An 18,571-nucleotide genomic window follows, 5' to 3' on the forward strand; every position below is an offset into this window, starting at 1 on the left:
TCCGGGTTGGTCACCGCAATACAGCCGTCGGTCCAGTTCATCCGGGTCAGGTATTTCTCGATCCCTTTCCAGTGCGGCTTCTGGCCGTGGATCATGATGGCGCCGCCGGGGCTTTTGCCCAGTTTGGCCGCGCGCGCGCGGTCTGCCGCGTTCGGGTAGGAAACGTGGATCGCACGGTAGAAGGTGCTGTTCTTCTTTTTCCAGTTGAGGGTGTAGCGCCCTTCCGGGGTGCGCGAGTCGCCCGCATACTGTTTGTGGCCAACGGGGTTCTTGCCGAAGACTACTTTGTAGCTCTTCACAACTTTACCGTTGCGCTTCAGTTGCATCAGGTGCTTGGCTTTGTACACCACTACTTCGTCAACGGGATTGATCTTGGCAAATACCAGGGTCGGCAGCAGCAGTAGGGAAAAGAGGCAGAATTTTAAGGTTCGCATGGCTCTCGTCGATATCGCTCTTTGTTGGTAGTGGATCGGTACTGGTGAAATCAATTAGTGACCAGGGTGTAAAAATCAGTTTCCGTTTTTGCGCACTTCCACGTCCCTGCATGTCGCGGGGAGCGTCGGCCCTGGGCGATGGTGATCGCCGGCGGGAAAGCAATGTGGTTGCGCGGTGCAGCCAAATGGCGCAATAGCGTAATGACAGCGCTGTCCTTTGCTGCCAACCCCGACCAGGGTCGGGGACATTTTTAGGCAATTATCCTAACCCGACCCCTCTAATGGCGAAGGGGGTTGTACGAATATCGCTCTGAGTGGTCAATTTATCAGCAAGTAGCCGGCGTTTAAAGAGGCGTCAATTAAAAAGACCAACAAACTGAAAGACCGAACCGAATGAGGAAGATTCCGTGACCAGAAGTTTTTTTGTGACTGGTACCAATACCGAAGTGGGCAAGACCTATGCGACCGCGGCGCTGCTGCGGGCGGCGGCGGATCGCGGCTTGACTACCGCGGCACTGAAGCCGGTGGCATCCGGCTGTGAGGCGACGCCGGATGGGTTGCGCAACAGTGATGCGCTGACCCTGATGGAGGCGATGACCCAGGATCTCGAGTACCAGCAGGTCAACCCGGTGGCGCTGGAGCCTGCCATTGCGCCACATATTGCGGCGATGGAAGCGGGCAAGCGGCCGGATGTTTCGCGCCTTGTGGGTGTCTGTCGCGGGGTGATGAGCGGTAAGGCGGATCTGTTGTTGATCGAGGGCGCCGGCGGCTGGCGGGTACCACTGACGCCGGGAAGATTTCTGTCCGACTTGCCCAAAGAGATGGAGTTGCCGGTGATTCTGGTGGTGGGGATGGAGCTCGGGTGCATCAACCATGCGCTGCTCACCGCGGAGGCGATTCGTCGCGACGGCCTGGCGCTGGCGGGCTGGATTGCCAATTTTGTCCGCGGACCGGAGGCGGACATGCCCCGCGCCGATGCCAACCTGATGACCTTGAAAGCACTTCTGCCGGCGCCCTGCCTGGGAGTGCTTCCCCACGACGAGTCCGGCGACTACCGCAAGGGTGCTCTGCACCTGGACCTCGACCCGCTGCTATCTTCTTCCAGCTGATCTAATTCGTGACTGACTTGCGAGCCGGATACCACGTGTCCGGCTTGACTTGGAGGGTGCTTGGGCCTAGATTTCAAACAATTGTTTGAAACAAACGACTGAATCAATATACCGGATACCTTATGCGGAAGACTTTCCCGCGGCATCCGGCAATTCCAACTCCCAAATTTCAAAGAAAACCAGTGAGGCGAGACCATGGCCGAGTACAAGGCGCCACTGCGCGAGATGAACTTCCTGCTGCACGAAGTATTCGAGGCAGACAAGCTGTGGGCGCGCCTGCCGGCGCTGGCCGATGTGGCCGACCGCGATACCGCCGATGCGATTCTGGAAGAGATGGCCAAGCTGGCCGCCAACACCCTGGACCCGATCAACCGCTCTGGCGATGAAGAGGGCTGCCACTGGAACGACGGCGTGGTAACGACGCCCGCGGGCTTCCCGGAAGCCTACGCCACCTATTGTGAGGGCGGCTGGGGCGCGCTGGTGGGCAACCCGGAATTCGGTGGTATGGGCATGCCGAAAACCCTCGGCGCCCAGGTTGAAGAGATGATCTGTGCGGCGAATATTTCCTTCGCCCTGTACCCGGTGCTGACCAACGGCGCCTGTCTGGCGATCGATGCCCACGGCAGCGAAGAGCTGAAGCAGAAATACCTGCCGAACATGTACGCGGGCACCTGGGCCGGCGCGATGGATCTGACCGAACCCCACGCCGGTACCGACCTCGGCATCATCCGCACCAAGGCGGAGCCGCAGGAAGACGGTAGCTACAGCATCACCGGCTCCAAGATCTTCATTACCGGTGGCGACCACGATCTGTCCGAGAACATCATCCACCTGGTGCTGGCAAAACTGCCGGACGCGCCGAAGGGGCCGAAAGGTATCTCCCTGTTCCTGGTACCGAAAATCCTGGTCAATGAAGACGGCAGCCTGGGTGAGCGCAATGCGGTCAGCTGTGGCTCTATCGAGCACAAGATGGGTATCAAGGCCTCCGCCACCTGTGCGATGAACTTCGACGGCGCCAAGGGCTGGCTGGTGGGTGAAGTGAACAAGGGCCTGGCGGCCATGTTCACCATGATGAATTACGAGCGTCTGGGTGTGGGTATCCAGGGCCTGGGCGCTTCCGAGCGCTCCTATCAATCCGCCCTCGAATACGCCCGCGACCGCGTGCAGAGCCGCTCCCCGTCCGGTGCGGTGCAGCCGGAAAAGGCCGCGGACCCGATCATCGTGCACCCGGACGTGCGCCGCATGCTGCTGACCCAGAAAGCCTATATCGGCGGCGGCCGCGCCCTGTCCACTTACGTGGCGAAGTGGCTGGATATTTCCAAGTACGGTGAAGGTGAGGAGAAACAGCACGCGGAAGCGATGGTGGCGCTGCTCACCCCGGTGGCCAAAGCCTTCTTCACCGACAAGGGCCTCGAGTGCACCGTGCTCGGCCAGCAGGTGTTCGGCGGTCACGGCTATATCCGCGAGTGGGGCCAGGAGCAGCTGGTGCGCGATGTGCGTATTACCCAGATCTACGAGGGCACCAACGGCATCCAGGCGCTGGATCTGATCGGCCGCAAGACCGTCGCCAATGGCGGCGCCTTCTTCGATCTGTTCGCCGCGGACGTGCAGGCGTTCATCGACGCCAACAACGACAAAGAGGCGCTGGCGGAATTTATCCAGCCGCTTGCCGCAGAGCTGCAGCGCCTGAAAGAAGTCACCGCAGCAGTAATCGCGGCGGCACAGCAGGACCCGAATGCAGCGGGCGCCGCCTCCGTGGAATACCTGCACCTGTTCGGTTTCGTCGCCTATGCCTACATGTGGGCCCTGGTGGCGAGTGTGGCCAACGGGCAGGACGAGGACTTCTACCGCAGCCAGGTGAAGACCGCGCGCTTCTTCTTTGCCCGTCTGCTGCCGCAGACCCAGGCGCTGGCAGCCAGTGTACAGGCCGGCAGCGCGACCCTGATGGACATCGAAGACGCACTGTTCTGATCCAGTTCCCTGCAAACAAAAAAGCCCCGCACTGCGGGGCTTTTTTGTTTGGGCGCTTTCCTAGGGGATCTTCGCTTGGGCACCTCCACCCGTGCACCTATCGCAAGGCGCTGGCCTCCCGCGGCGCCTGCCCCTACACTCCGGCGGTATGAACAGACACTTTTCCGGGGAACCCATGACCGAAAAAGAGACCGAAATTGCGCCGAAAAAACTGTCCGATGAGGATCAGGCCCGCGTCGACCGCTACCTGCAAAGTGGCTACAACGATGTGGAGCGCAAACCCTTCCGGCCCATTCTGCTGTTGGTCGTGATTGTCGGTGTACTCACCCTGCTGTCGCTGCTCAGCCTGTTGATCGCGCAAACAAAAGGCGTGGTGTAAACACGCCGCTTCACAAGAGGCTTCAGCGCGTGCCGCCGAGCTTAAGCAGCAGCGCCCACTCCTGCGCGGTCACCGGTTGTATCGACAGCCGTCCTTGTTTCACCAACACCATTTCTTCCAGTGCCGGATTCTGCTTGATCTCCGCCAGCGGTACAGGCCGCGGGAATTCGCTCTGCCACTGGATATCCACGCAGAACCAGCGGGGATTTTCCGCGCTAGCCTTCGGGTCGCAGTACTTGCTCTCGGGGTTGAACTGCGCCGGGTCCGGGTAGGCGCTGCGGGCTATGCGCGCGGTGCCCACCACCGCCGGCACCTTGCAGGCGCTGTGGTAGAACAGCACCCCGTCACCCTCGCGCACCGCGTCCCTTAAAAAGTTCCGCGCCTGGTAGTTGCGGATACCGTCCCAGCGCCCAGTGTGACCAGGCTCCCGCTTCAGGTCTGAAAGGCTGTACTCGTCCGGTTCCGACTTGAATAGCCAGTAGTTCATTTATGCCTCGCTTCCAGCCGCTTTCTGCGGCAGTACGTCAGATTGCTGCGTTTGGTGGTATTTCGTCCACGCTCCGTGTCATTTAGGCTATTTTCCCAGATTGGCGCACTTTCTGCGCATTTTGGAGAATTATGGGCACTTCGGTTTTCAATTGGCTGTCGACAAAACTGGCCTCTGCGCGCTACCAGTACTGGGCGCTGCAGTGCAGTGGCTGGGGTGGCTATACGCTGCTGACGTTTGTGGGCAGTTTTTTCTGGGTGAAGAACCACTGGCTGCACGCCGGCTATCTTGCCGTTGCCACTGCGTCGGGCGTAATGCTGTCGGAGCTGATGCGCCGGGGTTTCCAGCGTCTGTGGGACAAGCCCCCGGCAACTCGCCTGGTCGGTTCCGTGGGTGTGGTGGCGCTCGCGGCGCTGCTGTGGGCGGCGATCAAGTTTGGCGGTTCCCTGTGGCTGTACGGCAAGGAGAACGAAGAGCACCCGGCGGTGGTCGCCATCTACTGGTTCTCCTACTCGTTCCTTATCTATATGACCTGGGCGGCGCTCTACTACGGCATCAAGTACTACCAGGCCTCGCTGCTGCAGCAGGAGAAGGCGCTGAAGGCGGAGTCAGCTGCGCACCAGTCACAGCTGAAAATGTTGCGCTACCAGCTGAACCCCCATTTCCTGTTCAATACCCTGAACGCCATTTCCACCCTGATCCTGGATCAGGACGGCAAGACCGCCAACAGTATGGTGACACGCCTGTCGCAGTTCCTGCGCCACTCACTGGACAACGACCCGATGCAGCGGGTAACCCTGGCGAAAGAGGTGGAGGCGTTGATGCTCTACCTCGATATCGAGAAGGTGCGCTTTGCCGATCGCCTGCAGGTGAATGTCGATCTCGACGGTGAGGCGCCCAAGGCGCTGGTACCGAGCCTGCTGCTGCAACCACTGGTGGAAAATGCCATCAAATACGGTATCTCCCAGCGGGAGTGGGGTGGTGAGATCACCATCAAGGCGCGGGTCTTTGCCGGCGAACTGCTGCTGGAAGTGAGCGATAATGGCCCCGGCGTTCCGGAAGCGGCACTGGCGCGGCTGGGCACCGGCAGCGGCGTGGGTATCCGCAATACCTGCGAGCGCCTGCGCGCACTGTACGGTGTGGAGCAGAAGACCCGCTTCTGTAATCGCCCGGAGGGCGGGCTTGCGGTGCACCTGCGTATTCCTTTCGAACAGGAGTAGAGCGAACGCATGGCGGGAGCAGAGTCGACGCGAGCGGGCGTAATAATCGGTCCTGAAATGGATGGGACGCGACAGTTGAGTGGAGTGTGGATCAGTGAATAGCGACAGTCTGAAAGTCATCATCGTCGACGACGAGCCGCTGGCCCGCCGCGGCCTGCGCCTGCGGCTGGAAAATCTCGGCGGTGTGGACGTAATCGCCGAGTGTGGCAATGGCCGCGAGGCGCGCGAGCAGATCCAGGCCCTGCGGCCGGACGTGGCGTTTCTGGATATCCAGATGCCCGGCGTGACCGGCCTCGAACTGGTACAGCTGTTACCGAAGCAGGACATGCCGCAGATCGTGTTCGTAACCGCCTACGACCAGTACGCGGTGGAGGCGTTCGAGGTCAACGCGGTGGACTATGTGCTGAAGCCCATCGAGGAAGACCGCCTGGCGCTGGCCCTGCAGCGGGTGCGCGACAAGCTCGGCAGTGAACATCTCGCCGCCGAGCGCGAAAAGCTGCTGGAAGCGGTGGCTGACCTCACCCAGGAAACCCCCGAGGCACTGGAGCAGAAACTGGCTGCAGGAGGCTTCGGCAACAGCAGCCGCTACCCGGAAAAAATCGCCATCAAGGACTCGGGCAAGATTACCCTGGTGCCGGCGCGGGACATCGACTGGATCGACGCCGCCGGCGACTACATGTGTGTGCACGCCAATGGTGAAACCCATGTGATGCGTATCACCATGAAGGAACTGGAGCAGCAGCTGGACCCGAAGGTATTCCAGCGCATCCACCGTTCCACCATCGTCAACCTGAAGCGGGTGCGCGAGATCTGTGCCCACATCAACGGTGAATACCACCTGGTATTGAACAACGGCGAGCGGCTGAAAATGAGCCGCAGCTACAAAAACAAGGTACAGCATTTCATCTGATTCGCTATTCGCGCAACTTCACCCTATAACTCCCGGCGAATTGGTCTTTACGTGTCGGGAGTGATCATGACCAGGAATTCCATTTCCCTTTCCAACCGCCCGCTGCTGCGCGCCCTGGCCGACAACTGGTGGGTGGCACTGGTGCGCGGCCTGTTTGCCATCCTTTTCGGTGTGCTCACGTTTGTGTGGCCGGGTATTACCCTGTTGAGCCTGGTGATCCTGTTCGGGGTCTATTCACTGATGGACGGCATTATCGCCATTTACGGGGCCATCAAGGGGCGCGGTGAGGTCAGCCGGTCATCGCTGTGGTGGCTGCTGTTCGTGGGCATCACCGGCATCGCCGCCGGGATCGTCACTTTCTTTTATCCCCAGGTCACGGCGCTGGTACTGGTGATTTTTATCGGCGCCTGGGCACTGGTGCGCGGCATTTTCGAAATCATCGGTGCCGTGCGCCTGCGCAAGGAAATCGAGCACGAGTGGTTGCTGATTTTTGCGGGTTTACTGTCGGTGATTTTCGGCCTGGTACTGTTGTTGAAGCCCGGCGCCGGGGCGCTGGCCCTGCTGTGGCTGATCGGCAGTTACGCCATCATGTTTGGTGTGATTCTGGTGTGGCTGGCATTCCGGTTGCGGAAGTTGGCACGCAATGCGCATAAAGCAGACTGATTAGAGCAACCTGAATCGAGCAGACTGAAGCGCGAGGCAGGCTGAATTGATATGTATTGCGGGACTGCTGGCCCGCGCTTGAATGCCAGCCCCATGCGGGGCAAACTCTTTCTGCGCACAATAAAAACGATAATCAAATACTCATGAGCGAAGCATTGATCGTCCTCGATCCTGCCGCGGAAAAAAGCCTGCAACAGCAGATCCGGGAAAAACTGATCCAGGGGATACTGTCCGGCAGTATCCCTGCTGGCCACAAAATGCCCTCGTCGCGCCGCATGGCGGAGCAGCTGGGGGTGGCCCGCAATACGGTCGTTATTGCCTATCAGCAGCTGGTGGACGACGGTTTCCTGGTTACGCGCGAGCGCAGCGGCTTCTACGTCAACGAAACCGTTTCCCGCCAGGGAGTGATCAGTCACAGCGGCGGCTTGCCCCACAGCGAGGAGGACGATCGCCATTTCTGGCGCGACCACTGTAACTCGGTGTCGGTCAATCGCCGCGCGCTGCAAAATCGCCCCGCCAACTGGCTGCAATATCCGTTTCCCTTCGTCAGCAATGAATATGACCCGCGTCTATACCCTGGCGCTGAGTGGCGCGAGTGCGCCCGGGATATTTTCACCGGGCGGGAAGTGGCCCAGTGGGCCACTCTCGGCAGCAACGAAGACGATCGCCACCTGGTGGAACAGATATGTACCTGCCTATTACCGCGTCGCGGCATTTATGTAGACCCGGGGCAGGTGCTGCTGACCAGTGGCATCGAGCAGGCCTGCTACCTGCTGGGTGAACTACTGTTGGGCAATCAGCGCGCACTCGCGCTGGTCAAACCTGCCGGTGGTGAGGTGGGGGAAATTTTTCGGCGCACCGGCGCACGTATCTTGCCGCTCTCGCAGGATGCCGATGGCCCCCTGCTGGATGAAAACCTCAAGCAGGCCGACTGTTTGTATCTGCAACCCAACGCGCACAACCCTACCGCGGTCAGCAGCAGTCTGGAGCGGCGGCGCCTGCTACTGAAACAGGCGCGGGAGCAGGGCGCGGTGATTGTCGAGAACGACTGCGACCATGATTTCTGTTACCACGGTAATCCGCTGCCACCCCTGAAAAGCATGCAGGGAGGGAGTTCGGTCATTTACCTGTACCAGTTTCCCAAGGTGATAGATCCGGGCATGCAGCTCGCGTTTGTGGTGGCGCCCAAGCCGGTGATTCAGCGCCTGCGCGCGTTGCGCTATACCCTGCGGGAGCGCGCACCCGCGCTCAATCAGCGACTGCTGGCCAAATTTGTTGCCGCCGGGCATCTGGATGCAGCACTGTTCAAAATCACCCAGCAACTGAAAGAGCGCTGGAGCGCACTGGGCGAAGCGTTGATGTACCACCTGCCGAAACTCAAGGTGCGCCGGGCCAGCTGTGGCACCGCGTGCTGGCTGGAATTGCCGGAGCATATTGATGCCGTGCAGTTGCAGATCAGTGCAGAGCAGAATGGCCTGCTGCTGGAAGCCGTCAGCGATGGCAGCGCGGTGCGGCTCGGCTTCTCCGCGATCGAGGCGGACAAGATCGAGGGCGGTGTGAGGGTGTTGGCGAAGCTGATTAACGGCGAGCTGCAGGCGGAGGAGGAAACTCTCGAATCCGCCAGCGGACGGCGGCTCTCCGCCGGCGATTTGCAGCGTGAAATGCCCGGTGCCGTCTTCCTGGGTACCAATACCCTGGGGGAATCCTACCGCATTGAACTCAAGCCGGATGGCACCATGCTGGGTTACTCCCGCAATGATGTGGAAATGGATGAGACGGATATGGGGCGCTGGTGGCTGGATGGCGACCAGTGGGTGCGCCAGTGGCGCAACTGGTCCTACGGGCGCAAGGCGAGTTTTTTTGTGGTGGCCGAGGGGCACCGGATCAAGTGGTTCAACGAGGCGGGCAAACTGATCGACGCGGCAGTAATTGCCAACGAATAACTCCCCGTGGTTTGCTCGCCTTAGCCGCCAGACGGCATCACCCTAAACCGGCGAAGTGCGATCGAGTCGCGCCGCCGCCGGAACCGAAATCAAACAAATGCCGAGCACGGCCGACACCATAACAATCAACTGCGTATAACTGCCGCCACCGGTAATAAAATAACCGGCGAACAAGGGACCACAGGCCAATCCCAGCTTGGAAGCGAAGCCACCAAAAGCCCCCATCTGTCCGGCACTGTCATAGCGCGAAGCCATGGTCAGGAAATACGGCACACAGAACGCCCAGGTAATGCCCGTCACCACATTCGCGATGATGAATATCTCGCGCACACCGCTGTAAACGAACATCAGCAGTCCCAGCACCGTCACCGCCAGAGCCAGTGCCAGTGGTTTTGCCAGAGGAAATCTCTGGCCAGTCACCGCGGCCAGGGCGGCACCGCTGATGGCGATCAGGTTGGCCCAGAACAGGGTCTGGCTGATAAAGCCGAGGGGTAATTCGAAGGATTTGCCAAGATCGAAGATAAACGCAAACAACGCCATGTTCGCGAACTGGAAGCAGAACAGGGCAACCAGAGTGAGGGCGATGGGGCCGAGTGGCAGTTTGGTCTCGGTGTTGTTCGTGCTCGCTGTGCGCTGCGTTTTCTCGGGTAACGGATAATCTGCAATCAGCGGTAGCATCACCAGTGTGATCACACTGAAAGTGATCAACGCGTAAAAGGGCACATAGGGGCCATTTTCGATAACCAGAGCCGGCAGGAATCCCATGCCGATGGCGCCCCCGGTGTACTGCACCAGCAGCACCATGCTGTAGCTGCGCCCGGCAATGCCACTGCGGGCGATCACCGCAAAGCCCAATCCCACCAGCGCGCCCCCGAGCATGCCGTGCACCAGGCGCAGCGGAATTAGCAGGTCGAGATTTGCCAGCTGGATGGTCAGTACATCCATGCCGATGGAACAGCAAAGCAGCACGCTGGCCGCCAGCTTCCAGCGGGGAATATGGCGGATCAGCCAGGACACGGTAAAGGCACCGATCACCGCACCGATGGTATTGGCAAAGGTGATCTGCCCCGCCTGCTCTGCACTCAAGCCCGCACCGACCATCAGTGCATCGACAATCACCGGAAAAATATTGACGTAATACAGTCCCGCGGAGGAAAGAAAAGCGAGAAAAATACTCGCCAACCAGCTGTTGCCCGCCAGTGATACCGAGCCCAAGGCGCTCGCTGAACCCCGGGTTTCCGTCGCTGCGGGTTGCGCTGGGCTTTGCATAATCACTCCCAAATCGGGTCTTTATTGTTATTTGAATAAGCCGTGGACTACCGCTGTGCACAGCCTTGGTCATTTGCAGGACCAAAACTAACCTATTACCGCCCCGACGATAGTGCCAGTTTTGTGGTGTTTATGGGGCCACTTCGCCGTATACGGCCAAAAATCCCTTGTGGACTCATCGCCCGCGCCAATCTGGACCTATAGCCGAGCGCACGGCTGCGCCAGTATTGATCCAGCCGAGAATAATCATGTAGGACACGGTGAGAGATGAGTACCAAACCCCGCCGATTCGGAATCGCCGCATTGCAACTGAAACTGGACGAGACCGATAACCTGGAACTGCTGCTGCACAAGATCCAGCGCACCAAGCTCCGCTACCCGTGGATCAGGATGGTCGTGCTGAGCGAGCTGGCCTTGCGCGGTGTCGGCGCACAGCATGCGCGTGAGCTGCCGTCGGCGGAAGAGGAGGCGTTTTGTCGCACCGCCCGCGAACTGGGGATCTGGTTGATCCCCGGATCCATGTACGAAAAGTGCGGCAGCGCTGTGTTCAATACCACCCCGGTGATCAATCCCGCCGGTGAGGTAATAGCCCGCTATCGCAAGATGTACCCTTTCCTGCCCTACGAGAAGGGCGTTGCTGGCGGCGACCAATTCGTGGTTTTCGATATACCTGAGGTGGGGCGTTTTGGTGTCTCGATCTGCTACGACATGTGGTTTCCGGAGACCACCCGTGCGCTGGTGTGGCTTGGAGCAGAAGTGATTATTCACCCCACCAAAACCGACACGATCGATCGCCTGGATGAGCTTTCCATTGTGCGAGCCAGTGCCGCGGTGAACCAGTGCTATTTCGTCGACGTGAACTCCGCCGGCGCCCAGGGGGTGGGGCGTTCGATCATCGTGGGCCCGGAAGGGGAGACGATTCACGAGGCATCCGTTGAAGAGGAAGTAATTACTTTCGAGGTTGACCTGGAAAAAGTTACCCAGGTCCGCAGGCGCGGGATTAAAGGTCTGGGCCAGACCCTGAAAAGTTTCCGCGATGGCCGGGTGCAGTTTCCCCAGTATGAGCGCGGCGCGGTATCACCGGCGCTCGAGCAGCTCGGCGAGCTTAAGGTCCCCGAGTAGCCAGGCACGGCTTGAACAGTTTCGTTTGCACAGGATGAAACACACGGAACCAGTCGTTGTAGACTAACCGGCGTTAGGTTGCGGCCAGTGACTGGTTTTGAAAATCACATAAATAATTGCCGGCGCTGTATGCCAGCGGACGTCACTTCAAATAAGAAATCCTGACCTAGCAGAGGGCATCATGAAAAAACTGACCACGCAGAGGTTTAGCAAATCCACACTCGCCACCGCGGTCGCGGCGGTATCCGCCAGCACGCTGCTCAGCACACCCCAGCTGGCACTGGCGCAAAGCGCCGAACCGATAGAAGAAATCATTGTGACGGCAACGCGGCGCGCACAGAGCGTGCAGGACATTCCCTACAATATTTCTGCGGTGTCCGGCGATGAATTGGAAGCGAGTCAGGTTACCGATTCAGCGGAGATGATGCGCAGCATTGCCGGTCTCACCGTGGTTGACCGCGGCTACCGCAATTCCGGCACCGTTAACGGTGTAGTGATCCGCGGTATGAACATTGATACCGGTGCCAACGGCGATGTACCGCTGTCTGCGGTGGGAACGGTAGCCACCTATGTAGACGATACACCGCTCTATGCCAATTTCGTGCTCAAGGATATTGAGCGCGTGGAAGTACTGCGTGGCCCCCAGGGCACGCTGTACGGATCGGGATCTCTCGCCGGCACCGTGCGCTACATCATGAATAAGCCGGTGATGGGCGAGTTCGAGGCGAAAGTCGGCAGCAGCCTCAGTCAAACCGAGGGTTCAGAGGGCTTCAACCTGAACAGCGATGCCCTGATCAACATTCCTCTAGGGGACAAACTGGCGTTTCGCGCTAATGTGGGGATGATTGATAACGACGGCATCGTTGATTACGCCAACGTCTACGCCACCGATGCCAGCGGTGCACCCGTGGCGGTGGATGGCGATATTGCCAATGGCGCACCGGTATTCCGGCGTGTAGAGGATGCGGACTATGTCGATATCACTTACAGCCGCGCCTCGCTGCTGTTCACACCCGCAGACAATGCCAGCATCCAGCTGACCTATCAGCAGCAGAGTGACGATATCGGCGGGCGCCGCCAGGTTACCCGCGGAAGCAACTGGGTGAGCGGGCAGGAGGCATCGTACGACGATTATGAAAATGGTGCGGTCACGCTGGAGCCCTCCGAGCGCGATGTGGACATGACGGCGCTGGAAGTCGAAGTGGATCTTGGCTTTGCCACCCTGACTTCCAGCACCGCGGACTACAGCCACAGTGGAGTCGGCATCAGTGACAACTCCGGTTTTTATGCCGCGCAGAACTGGTTTGAAAACCTCTACTACGGCACGCCGCGACCACTGGCCAGGGCCGAGCGCTTTTACGATGACTCCGCATTGGTGCAGGAAATCCGACTCGTCAGCAATGCCGAAGATGCGCGTGTCGACTGGGTGCTCGGATTCTATTACATGGATCAGGATGCCAATGCCGGCCAGAACAGCTACATGCCGGGCTGGGCCGAATATGTAGCTGCCGCACCGACCCCGTGGGATATGGAAACCCCACTGGCGACCACACTCGCGGGTTGGGGCGCGGATGTACAGGATCAGGACTTTTACTTCCGTCGCAACCAGAATTTTGTCGACAAGGCGCTGTTTGGCGAAGCCACCTTCCACCTGAGCGACGCGCTGCACCTGACCCTTGGTCTGCGCAGCTTCAGCAACGAACTGAGCAACGAGTCCCAGTTGTCGCTGCCGATCTGGCCGTTCCTCGGCAATGGCGACGCGTCGTTTAAAACCAAAGACGACGACACCCTGTTCAAGGCGAACCTCGCCTGGGATATTTCGACTAGCACCATGGCCTACGCCACCGTGTCCGAAGGCTATCGCCGCGGCGGCGCCAATGCCGTGCCCACCATCGGATTCTATGCGGAAGATCCCGGCTACCTGCGCTACGAATCCGACTCGGTGGTGAACTATGAAATGGGCGTGAAGGGTTCCTCTGGGCTGATGCGCTATACCGTGTCGGCGTTCTACACCGACTGGCAGGATCCCCAGCTCAATACCGCTACCCCGGGGTGGGGCTTCTTTGCGGCAATGAATGGTGACGAAGCGCGGGTGCAGGGGCTGGAAATGGAGGTGGAAGGTAACCTCAGTGACCAGCTTCACTACACCGCGGGTTATACCTATGTGGACGCAGAACTGACCAAGGACTTCATCACCCCGACCGGTGTCACTATCGCCAGTGCCGGAGAGCGTTTGCCGAGCACTGCGGAGAATACCTTCTCTGTCTCCCTCGACTATACCACTGCGTTTAGCGATGGAATTGATTGGGTGAGCCGCGTCAATGGTTATTACCAGTCGGATTCGGAAAACGCGATTGGCAGCGGCGTTACCGCGGCGGAGATTGATGCCTTCCAGCTGTGGGGCGCGAACACCGCGCTGGTTGCCGAGAGCTGGAGTGCGACGCTGTTTATCAAAAATATCTTCAACGAGGATGGTGTCACCGGACTGCTGACCGAACGCCATATGGGCACGGATCCCAGCGAGGGATTCCTTGGCAATTCTTCCAAGGATTACATCAGTCTGCCCCGAACTATTGGTGTGTCAGGTAGTTATATTTTCTGATGCCGCTTTGGATCAAACGCGCTAGTCGTTTCTCACTCTGTTGACCTTGCTTGATTGCCGGCCCGCTGGGCCGGCTTTTTTGTGTATGCTAGGTCCAAATCCAATAAATCGGGATGCCCCATGAACGAGGCAGCGGTAAATTCACAGGACAGGTATCTCCGTGCGCTGCAGGCTTATCAGCAGCGGGAATTCCGGCAAGCTGACGTACTGGTAAGCGCGCTGTTACTGGACCGGCCCGAGCTGGTCAATGGCTGGCGGCTGCGGGCGGATATCCAGTATGCGCTTGGGCAACTGGATACGTGTATTGAATCTCTCGAATCGGCACTGGCTGCGGCGGAGGCCGGTTCCAGGTCGTGGGTGAGCGCGAGCCTGCATCTTGTGAAAATACTGGTTGCGTCAGGGCAACAGCGGCGGGCATTGCAGGCTCTCGATAAAATCGACTTCTCTTGTGTCGAACATATCGAGCCGCTGTCCCAGGCTGCTTATTTCTACTCCCTCTGCGGCGGGTATGAAGCATCGCTGCGGCTGTACGAAAAAGCACTGCTTCTCCAGCCGCACAATACCCAGCTACTGTTTAACTGCGCCGCCGCCAATCGCGCCATGGGCAAACTGGCGCGCGCTGAACAGCTGTATGACCATCTCATCGCGCAAAACCTTGTGGATGCGGAAGCCTACAAGAACCGCTCGGATCTGCGTCGCCAGACCAGCGCGGACAATCATGTGGCGGAGTTGGAGCAGGTGTTAAAGGATCACCATTTGGATGCTACCGGTGAGAGCCAGCTGTGCTTTGCGCTGGCGAAGGAGTATGAAGATCTGGAGGAATATACAAAAAGCATGGCGATGCTGGAACGGGCCTGTAACTTGCGCCGCTCCATCATTCGTTATGCCCCCGAGACTGACCTCGAAAAAATAGATGAAATCATGCGGGTTTTTACTCGCGACAAGATCTTAACTACCGCGGCCAAATCTGTCGAGCCGACACAGGGCAGCGAAATTGTGTTTGTGCTGGGGATGCCGCGCACCGGCACCACGCTGGTCGACAGGGTTTTATGTGCTAATGGGCAGGTGGTGTCGGCAGGTGAGCCAGGAATTTTTTCACGCCTGCTTACGGAAATGGTCGGGGAAGTCGCGCGCGAGTGCAGTGGTGAATTGGTTCCGGCAAACAGGGGGCCGATAGAGATTGCCGCGGGCATTGATTTTGCGCAGCTGGGACGGCGCTACCTACAGGAAATTAAAGGCAGGGTATTCCGGGAAGGCCCGGAGTTGATCCTGGATAAGAACCCTATGAATTTTCTGTATGTGGGCCTGATTCGACTGGCTTTGCCCGGGGCCAAAATTGTGCACCTCTGTCGCGATGCGATGGATACCTGTTATGCCATTTACAAGACCCAGTTCAGGAACGCCTATCCGTTTTCTTATGATCAGCAAGAACTGGCCAGGTATTTTCTAAAATACCGCGCGCTGATGACGCACTGGCAGGCTCTGGCGGGTGACCGGGTACTCGATGTCCACTACGAGCGACTGGTAAATGATTTTGACCGGGAAACACAGCAATTGTATGCCTTTTGCGGGCTGCAGTGGTCAGACTCGGTTGCGGAATTTCATACGAATACCCGGCAGGGGACTGCTACTGCCAGCGCCAGCCAGGTGCGGCAGCCGGTTTACGCGACTTCTGTGGGGAAGTGGAAGAGGGTGGCGCAGGCGTTACAGCCTATGCAGCAAGTGCTGGCTCAGGCGGGGCTTGCCTGAACCGCTAACAACCATTGCAGGTGCAAAAAAAATGGCAGCCGAGGCTGCCATTTTTTTGCTGCGTGAACGCCTTATTTCAGGCTGGTGATCAGCTGCTGCCCTTTATCCTTCAGGGCCATACACAGGTTAATACTCTCCTCGGTCTGCGCCAGTGCGCGCTCGTAGCCCGGTACCAGTTTCTGTTGCTGGGTGAACAACAGCTGTACCTGTTGCAGTGAGTGCTGGTCGCAGAAATACGCGGCAAAACGCGGGGTGTCGCGGCGCCACTGTTCCGGAATTTTCGTTACCACACTGCTGAAATTGTCCTGCAGCCACTGCCAGTTGCGCGCCTGCAGTGCAGGTTCCGCCAGTGCATTGCGAATCAGGCCGAAGGCCTCGCGTGTGCCGATGTCGTCGCTGAGCGCCAGGTTGTGGATGGTGTCCAGCTGCGAAGGCTCGGTGACACGGCCGATGGCATTGGCGCTGGCACTTTCGAACAGCGGGTCGTCGAGTTCGCTGCGGACCTTGATCAGGTGGTCGAGAAACACCTTGCCGGAGTCCTGTACCGCGACGGTGAGTGCCGCTTCATACAGGTCGGAATCGAGTGCGCCCGCGTTTCTCGGCTGGTTGAAGCCGGTGAACTGTTCGGCTTTTTCGCGCAGGGTTTTACGTGCGCTGGGGTTCTTGCCTTCCAGCGCCAGGAAACCGATCAGGCTGCTGTACAGCAGTTGGCTATCGGGATCACTTTGTTGCTGTAGCGCAGCGAGCTTGCCGCCGTAGAGCTTGTCGAGAAATGCCTGCCAGTTGCCCACCTGATCCTTGTCCACATAGTGCGCGGCGTATTTGGACAGGTAGCCGAGCGGGGCTTCCACCACCTGGCGCTTGTCGGCGTTGGCGGAGCGGCGGATCACCTCGGTGAGCACCGCGGGTTGCAGATTGCCCGCTTCGAAGGCGGCGAAGGCGCTGTCGATCAGGCTCAGGCGTTCGGTGGGGCTCAACTGCTCGAACTGCGCCAGCAGCGCCTGCCAGTTTTTCTCGTCCAGATTGAAGCGGTAGTAGCCGCTGCCGTCCACATTCGGCATCACCCATTTCGGGCAGGTGCCACCGGAGATATCCACGGTCTGCTCGGTTTCGGTGAGGAATTCACACTGGCTGACGCCGGTGCTGGCGCGCATGCAGAAGGGAATACTCCACTGCTGGCCGACTTCCTGGATCGGTGAGCCCAGCGGCTTGTAGCGCGCCTGTTTGACGTGGAGCTTGGCATCGCCGGCGATATTGCAGTCGAGGGTCAGGTCCAGCTGCGGCACACCTTTCTGTTCCACAAAAGTGCGGAAGGTGTCGGTGAGCTGTGGGCTGTTGGTCTGTTCACCGATGACTTTGTAGAAGTCCGGTGAGTCGGCGACGCCGTCGGCGAAGGTTTCGATGTAGCGGCCGAGCGCGGGACGGAAGGTGTCCGCACCGAAATACTCGTCCACCATGTGGATAACACCCAGGCTCTTCGAGTAGGTGATGGCGTCGTAGGCGTTGCGGATATCGTTGTTGTCGGTGATCGGCTCACGTACGGCGCGGGTGCTGGCGAGGGAGTCCAGCTTCATCGCGCGGATGGCGCTCACTGCGGCATTCAGGTCGTGGCCGCCGTCCGGTTCCATGATGGTGAGCGCGAGCGGGGTGCCCCAGGTGGCAAAGCCTTCCTTCAGCCACAGGTCGTCCCACCACGGCGGGGTGACCAGGTTGCCGAACCACATATGGGCCATTTCGTGGGCGTGTACGCCGAGCAGCGCCAGGCGCAGCCCCGGTGCCGGTTCATCGCCCTCTACCAGGATCCGCTCTTCGCGGTAGGTAATGGCGGCGGAGAGCTCGGTGGCACCGCTTGGCCACTGGGGCGCGGCGATGATGTCGAACTTCTTGAACGGGTAGGGGCGCTGCAGCTGTTCTTCAAAGATGCGCAGCATCTGCGGGGTAACGTCGAGGATGTACTTGAGATCGTCACCGCGGCCCTTGCGTGCGAAACCGCGCAGTGGCAGCTCGTGCTTGCGGTATTTATTGGCCGGGATCGCCGGGCGCTCGACCACATCGAACGGACCCACCGCAAGGGACAGCAGGTAGGTGGACATGGGGCGGGTCTGGGCGAAGGTGACCTTTTCCATGCCGCCCTCTACGTCGCTGCGGCCGATTTCCGGGGCGTTGCCGATGGCCACATAGCCCTTGGGAATGGTGAGGCTGATGTCGTAGGTAGCCTTGAGGCCGGGCTCGTCGAAGCCGGGCAGGTAGCGGCGCGCCTGGATGGATTCGGATTTGGCCAGCGCGTAGGCCTCACCCTTTTCTTCCACCTTGAACAGGCCGGCGAGGTTTTTGTCGAACGGTGCGTTGTACTGGATGCGCAGGGTGATGTCTCCCGCGGGGATGCCGCCGGCAAAGTCCACGCGCACTACGCCGCTGTCGAGCATCTGCCGGTAGTGGGCGGGCACGACCTTGTCCTCGGCTTTCTGCTCGCCGTCGGCGCCGGGCAGCAGGCCCTTGATGTCGGTGACGTCGATGTTGTTGCCGTGCATCCAGATATGGTCGGTGGGGTTGTCGACTTCAATGTCGATCTCCACCTGGCCGTGGAAGCGGTCCTGGCGCGGGTCGAGGGTCAGGTCGAGGCGGTAGGCTTTGGGGCGCACGCCTTCCGGCAGTTTGCCGGCGGGGGGCTGTTCTTCGCCTGTGGCGGGAGCCTCGAGGTCGGCTTTGGCGG

The 18,571-nt window shown here is 59.5% G+C and carries 14 protein-coding genes; 10 read left to right on the plus strand and 4 right to left on the minus strand.

Annotated elements, in window-relative coordinates; all coding sequences use genetic code 11:
• A partial coding sequence (locus tag VIL80_RS10605; RefSeq protein WP_332036088.1) for a L,D-transpeptidase family protein occupies positions 1 to 434 on the minus strand: 434 nt, incomplete at its 3' end.
• Between the two features lie 407 nt (positions 435 to 841).
• Here VIL80_RS10605 and bioD point away from each other — a divergent pair.
• The 3 genes from bioD to VIL80_RS10620 all read left to right on the plus strand — a co-directional run bounded on the left by bioD (position 842) and on the right by VIL80_RS10620 (position 3,893).
• Positions 842 to 1,543 (plus strand): dethiobiotin synthase, encoded by a 702-nt coding sequence (gene bioD, locus VIL80_RS10610; protein WP_332036089.1) that lies wholly within the window; start codon positions 842 to 844, stop codon positions 1,541 to 1,543.
• Positions 1,544 to 1,738: 195 nt separating this feature from the next.
• Positions 1,739 to 3,514, plus strand: a complete 1,776-nt coding sequence (locus tag VIL80_RS10615; RefSeq protein ID WP_332036090.1) for an acyl-CoA dehydrogenase C-terminal domain-containing protein — start codon at positions 1,739 to 1,741, stop codon at positions 3,512 to 3,514.
• A gap of 175 nt (positions 3,515 to 3,689) precedes the next feature.
• Positions 3,690 to 3,893: a DUF3094 family protein gene (locus VIL80_RS10620; protein WP_332036091.1), complete on the plus strand. Its 204-nt coding sequence runs from the start codon at positions 3,690 to 3,692 to the stop codon at positions 3,891 to 3,893.
• A gap of 22 nt (positions 3,894 to 3,915) precedes the next feature.
• On the opposite strand, the gene VIL80_RS10625 is transcribed toward VIL80_RS10620, so the two are convergent.
• Positions 3,916 to 4,380 carry an EVE domain-containing protein gene (locus VIL80_RS10625; RefSeq protein ID WP_332036092.1) on the minus strand — a complete coding sequence of 155 codons (465 nt, stop codon included), beginning with the start codon at positions 4,378 to 4,380 and terminating at the stop codon, positions 3,916 to 3,918.
• 131 nt (positions 4,381 to 4,511) lie between these two features.
• On the opposite strand from VIL80_RS10625, the gene VIL80_RS10630 reads away from it, so the two are divergent.
• The 4 genes from VIL80_RS10630 to VIL80_RS10645 all read left to right on the plus strand — a co-directional run bounded on the left by VIL80_RS10630 (position 4,512) and on the right by VIL80_RS10645 (position 9,116).
• Complete coding sequence (locus VIL80_RS10630; RefSeq protein WP_332036093.1) at positions 4,512 to 5,600, plus strand: sensor histidine kinase; 1,089 nt, start codon at positions 4,512 to 4,514, stop codon at positions 5,598 to 5,600.
• 94 nt (positions 5,601 to 5,694) lie between these two features.
• Entirely contained in the window at positions 5,695 to 6,510 is an 816-nt protein-coding gene (locus tag VIL80_RS10635; RefSeq protein ID WP_332036094.1) for a LytR/AlgR family response regulator transcription factor, read from the plus strand.
• Positions 6,511 to 6,576: 66 nt separating this feature from the next.
• On the plus strand, positions 6,577 to 7,173 hold the full coding sequence (locus tag VIL80_RS10640; RefSeq protein ID WP_318955530.1) for an HdeD family acid-resistance protein: 597 nt from the start codon (positions 6,577 to 6,579) through the stop codon (positions 7,171 to 7,173).
• A gap of 143 nt (positions 7,174 to 7,316) precedes the next feature.
• Complete coding sequence (locus VIL80_RS10645) at positions 7,317 to 9,116, plus strand: aminotransferase-like domain-containing protein (protein ID WP_332036095.1); 1,800 nt, start codon at positions 7,317 to 7,319, stop codon at positions 9,114 to 9,116.
• A 42-nt stretch (positions 9,117 to 9,158) separates the two neighbouring features.
• On the opposite strand, the gene VIL80_RS10650 is transcribed toward VIL80_RS10645, so the two are convergent.
• A complete protein-coding gene (locus tag VIL80_RS10650) occupies positions 9,159 to 10,385 on the minus strand; it encodes an MFS transporter (RefSeq protein ID WP_332036096.1) in 1,227 nt (408 codons plus the stop codon).
• Between the two features lie 267 nt (positions 10,386 to 10,652).
• On the opposite strand from VIL80_RS10650, the gene VIL80_RS10655 reads away from it, so the two are divergent.
• The 3 genes from VIL80_RS10655 (at position 10,653) to VIL80_RS10665 (ending at position 15,858) form a co-directional block, all read left to right on the plus strand.
• Positions 10,653 to 11,507 (plus strand): carbon-nitrogen hydrolase family protein, encoded by an 855-nt coding sequence (locus VIL80_RS10655; protein WP_332036097.1) that lies wholly within the window; start codon positions 10,653 to 10,655, stop codon positions 11,505 to 11,507.
• Positions 11,508 to 11,688: 181 nt separating this feature from the next.
• Positions 11,689 to 14,109, plus strand: coding sequence for a TonB-dependent receptor (locus VIL80_RS10660; RefSeq protein WP_332036098.1), 2,421 nt, complete (start codon positions 11,689 to 11,691; stop codon positions 14,107 to 14,109).
• Between the two features lie 120 nt (positions 14,110 to 14,229).
• Positions 14,230 to 15,858, plus strand: a complete 1,629-nt coding sequence (locus VIL80_RS10665) for a tetratricopeptide repeat-containing sulfotransferase family protein (protein WP_332036099.1) — start codon at positions 14,230 to 14,232, stop codon at positions 15,856 to 15,858.
• Positions 15,859 to 15,929: 71 nt separating this feature from the next.
• Here the strand turns inward: VIL80_RS10665 and VIL80_RS10670 are convergent.
• Positions 15,930 to 18,571 (minus strand): M1 family metallopeptidase (locus tag VIL80_RS10670; RefSeq protein ID WP_332036100.1); only part of this gene is annotated, 2,642 nt, incomplete at its 5' end.

This window comes from Microbulbifer sp. (assembly GCF_036563125.1).
GTDB lineage: Bacteria > Pseudomonadota > Gammaproteobacteria > Pseudomonadales > Cellvibrionaceae > Microbulbifer.

Excerpts from the sequence above, each read along its gene's own strand:
- VIL80_RS10615 (WP_332036090.1), top strand. The coding sequence starts at position 1,739 with ATGGCCGAGTACAAGGCGCCACTGCGCGAGATGAACTTCCTGCTGCAC.
- VIL80_RS10620 (WP_332036091.1), top strand. The coding sequence starts at position 3,690 with ATGACCGAAAAAGAGACCGAAATTGCGCCGAAAAAACTGTCCGATGAG.
- VIL80_RS10625 (WP_332036092.1), bottom strand. The coding sequence starts at position 4,380 with ATGAACTACTGGCTATTCAAGTCGGAACCGGACGAGTACAGCCTTTCA.
- VIL80_RS10630 (WP_332036093.1), top strand. The coding sequence starts at position 4,512 with ATGGGCACTTCGGTTTTCAATTGGCTGTCGACAAAACTGGCCTCTGCG.
- VIL80_RS10640 (WP_318955530.1), top strand. The coding sequence starts at position 6,577 with ATGACCAGGAATTCCATTTCCCTTTCCAACCGCCCGCTGCTGCGCGCC.
- VIL80_RS10645 (WP_332036095.1), top strand. The coding sequence starts at position 7,317 with ATGAGCGAAGCATTGATCGTCCTCGATCCTGCCGCGGAAAAAAGCCTG.
- VIL80_RS10650 (WP_332036096.1), bottom strand. The coding sequence starts at position 10,385 with ATGCAAAGCCCAGCGCAACCCGCAGCGACGGAAACCCGGGGTTCAGCG.
- VIL80_RS10655 (WP_332036097.1), top strand. The coding sequence starts at position 10,653 with ATGAGTACCAAACCCCGCCGATTCGGAATCGCCGCATTGCAACTGAAA.
- VIL80_RS10660 (WP_332036098.1), top strand. The coding sequence starts at position 11,689 with ATGAAAAAACTGACCACGCAGAGGTTTAGCAAATCCACACTCGCCACC.
- VIL80_RS10665 (WP_332036099.1), top strand. The coding sequence starts at position 14,230 with ATGAACGAGGCAGCGGTAAATTCACAGGACAGGTATCTCCGTGCGCTG.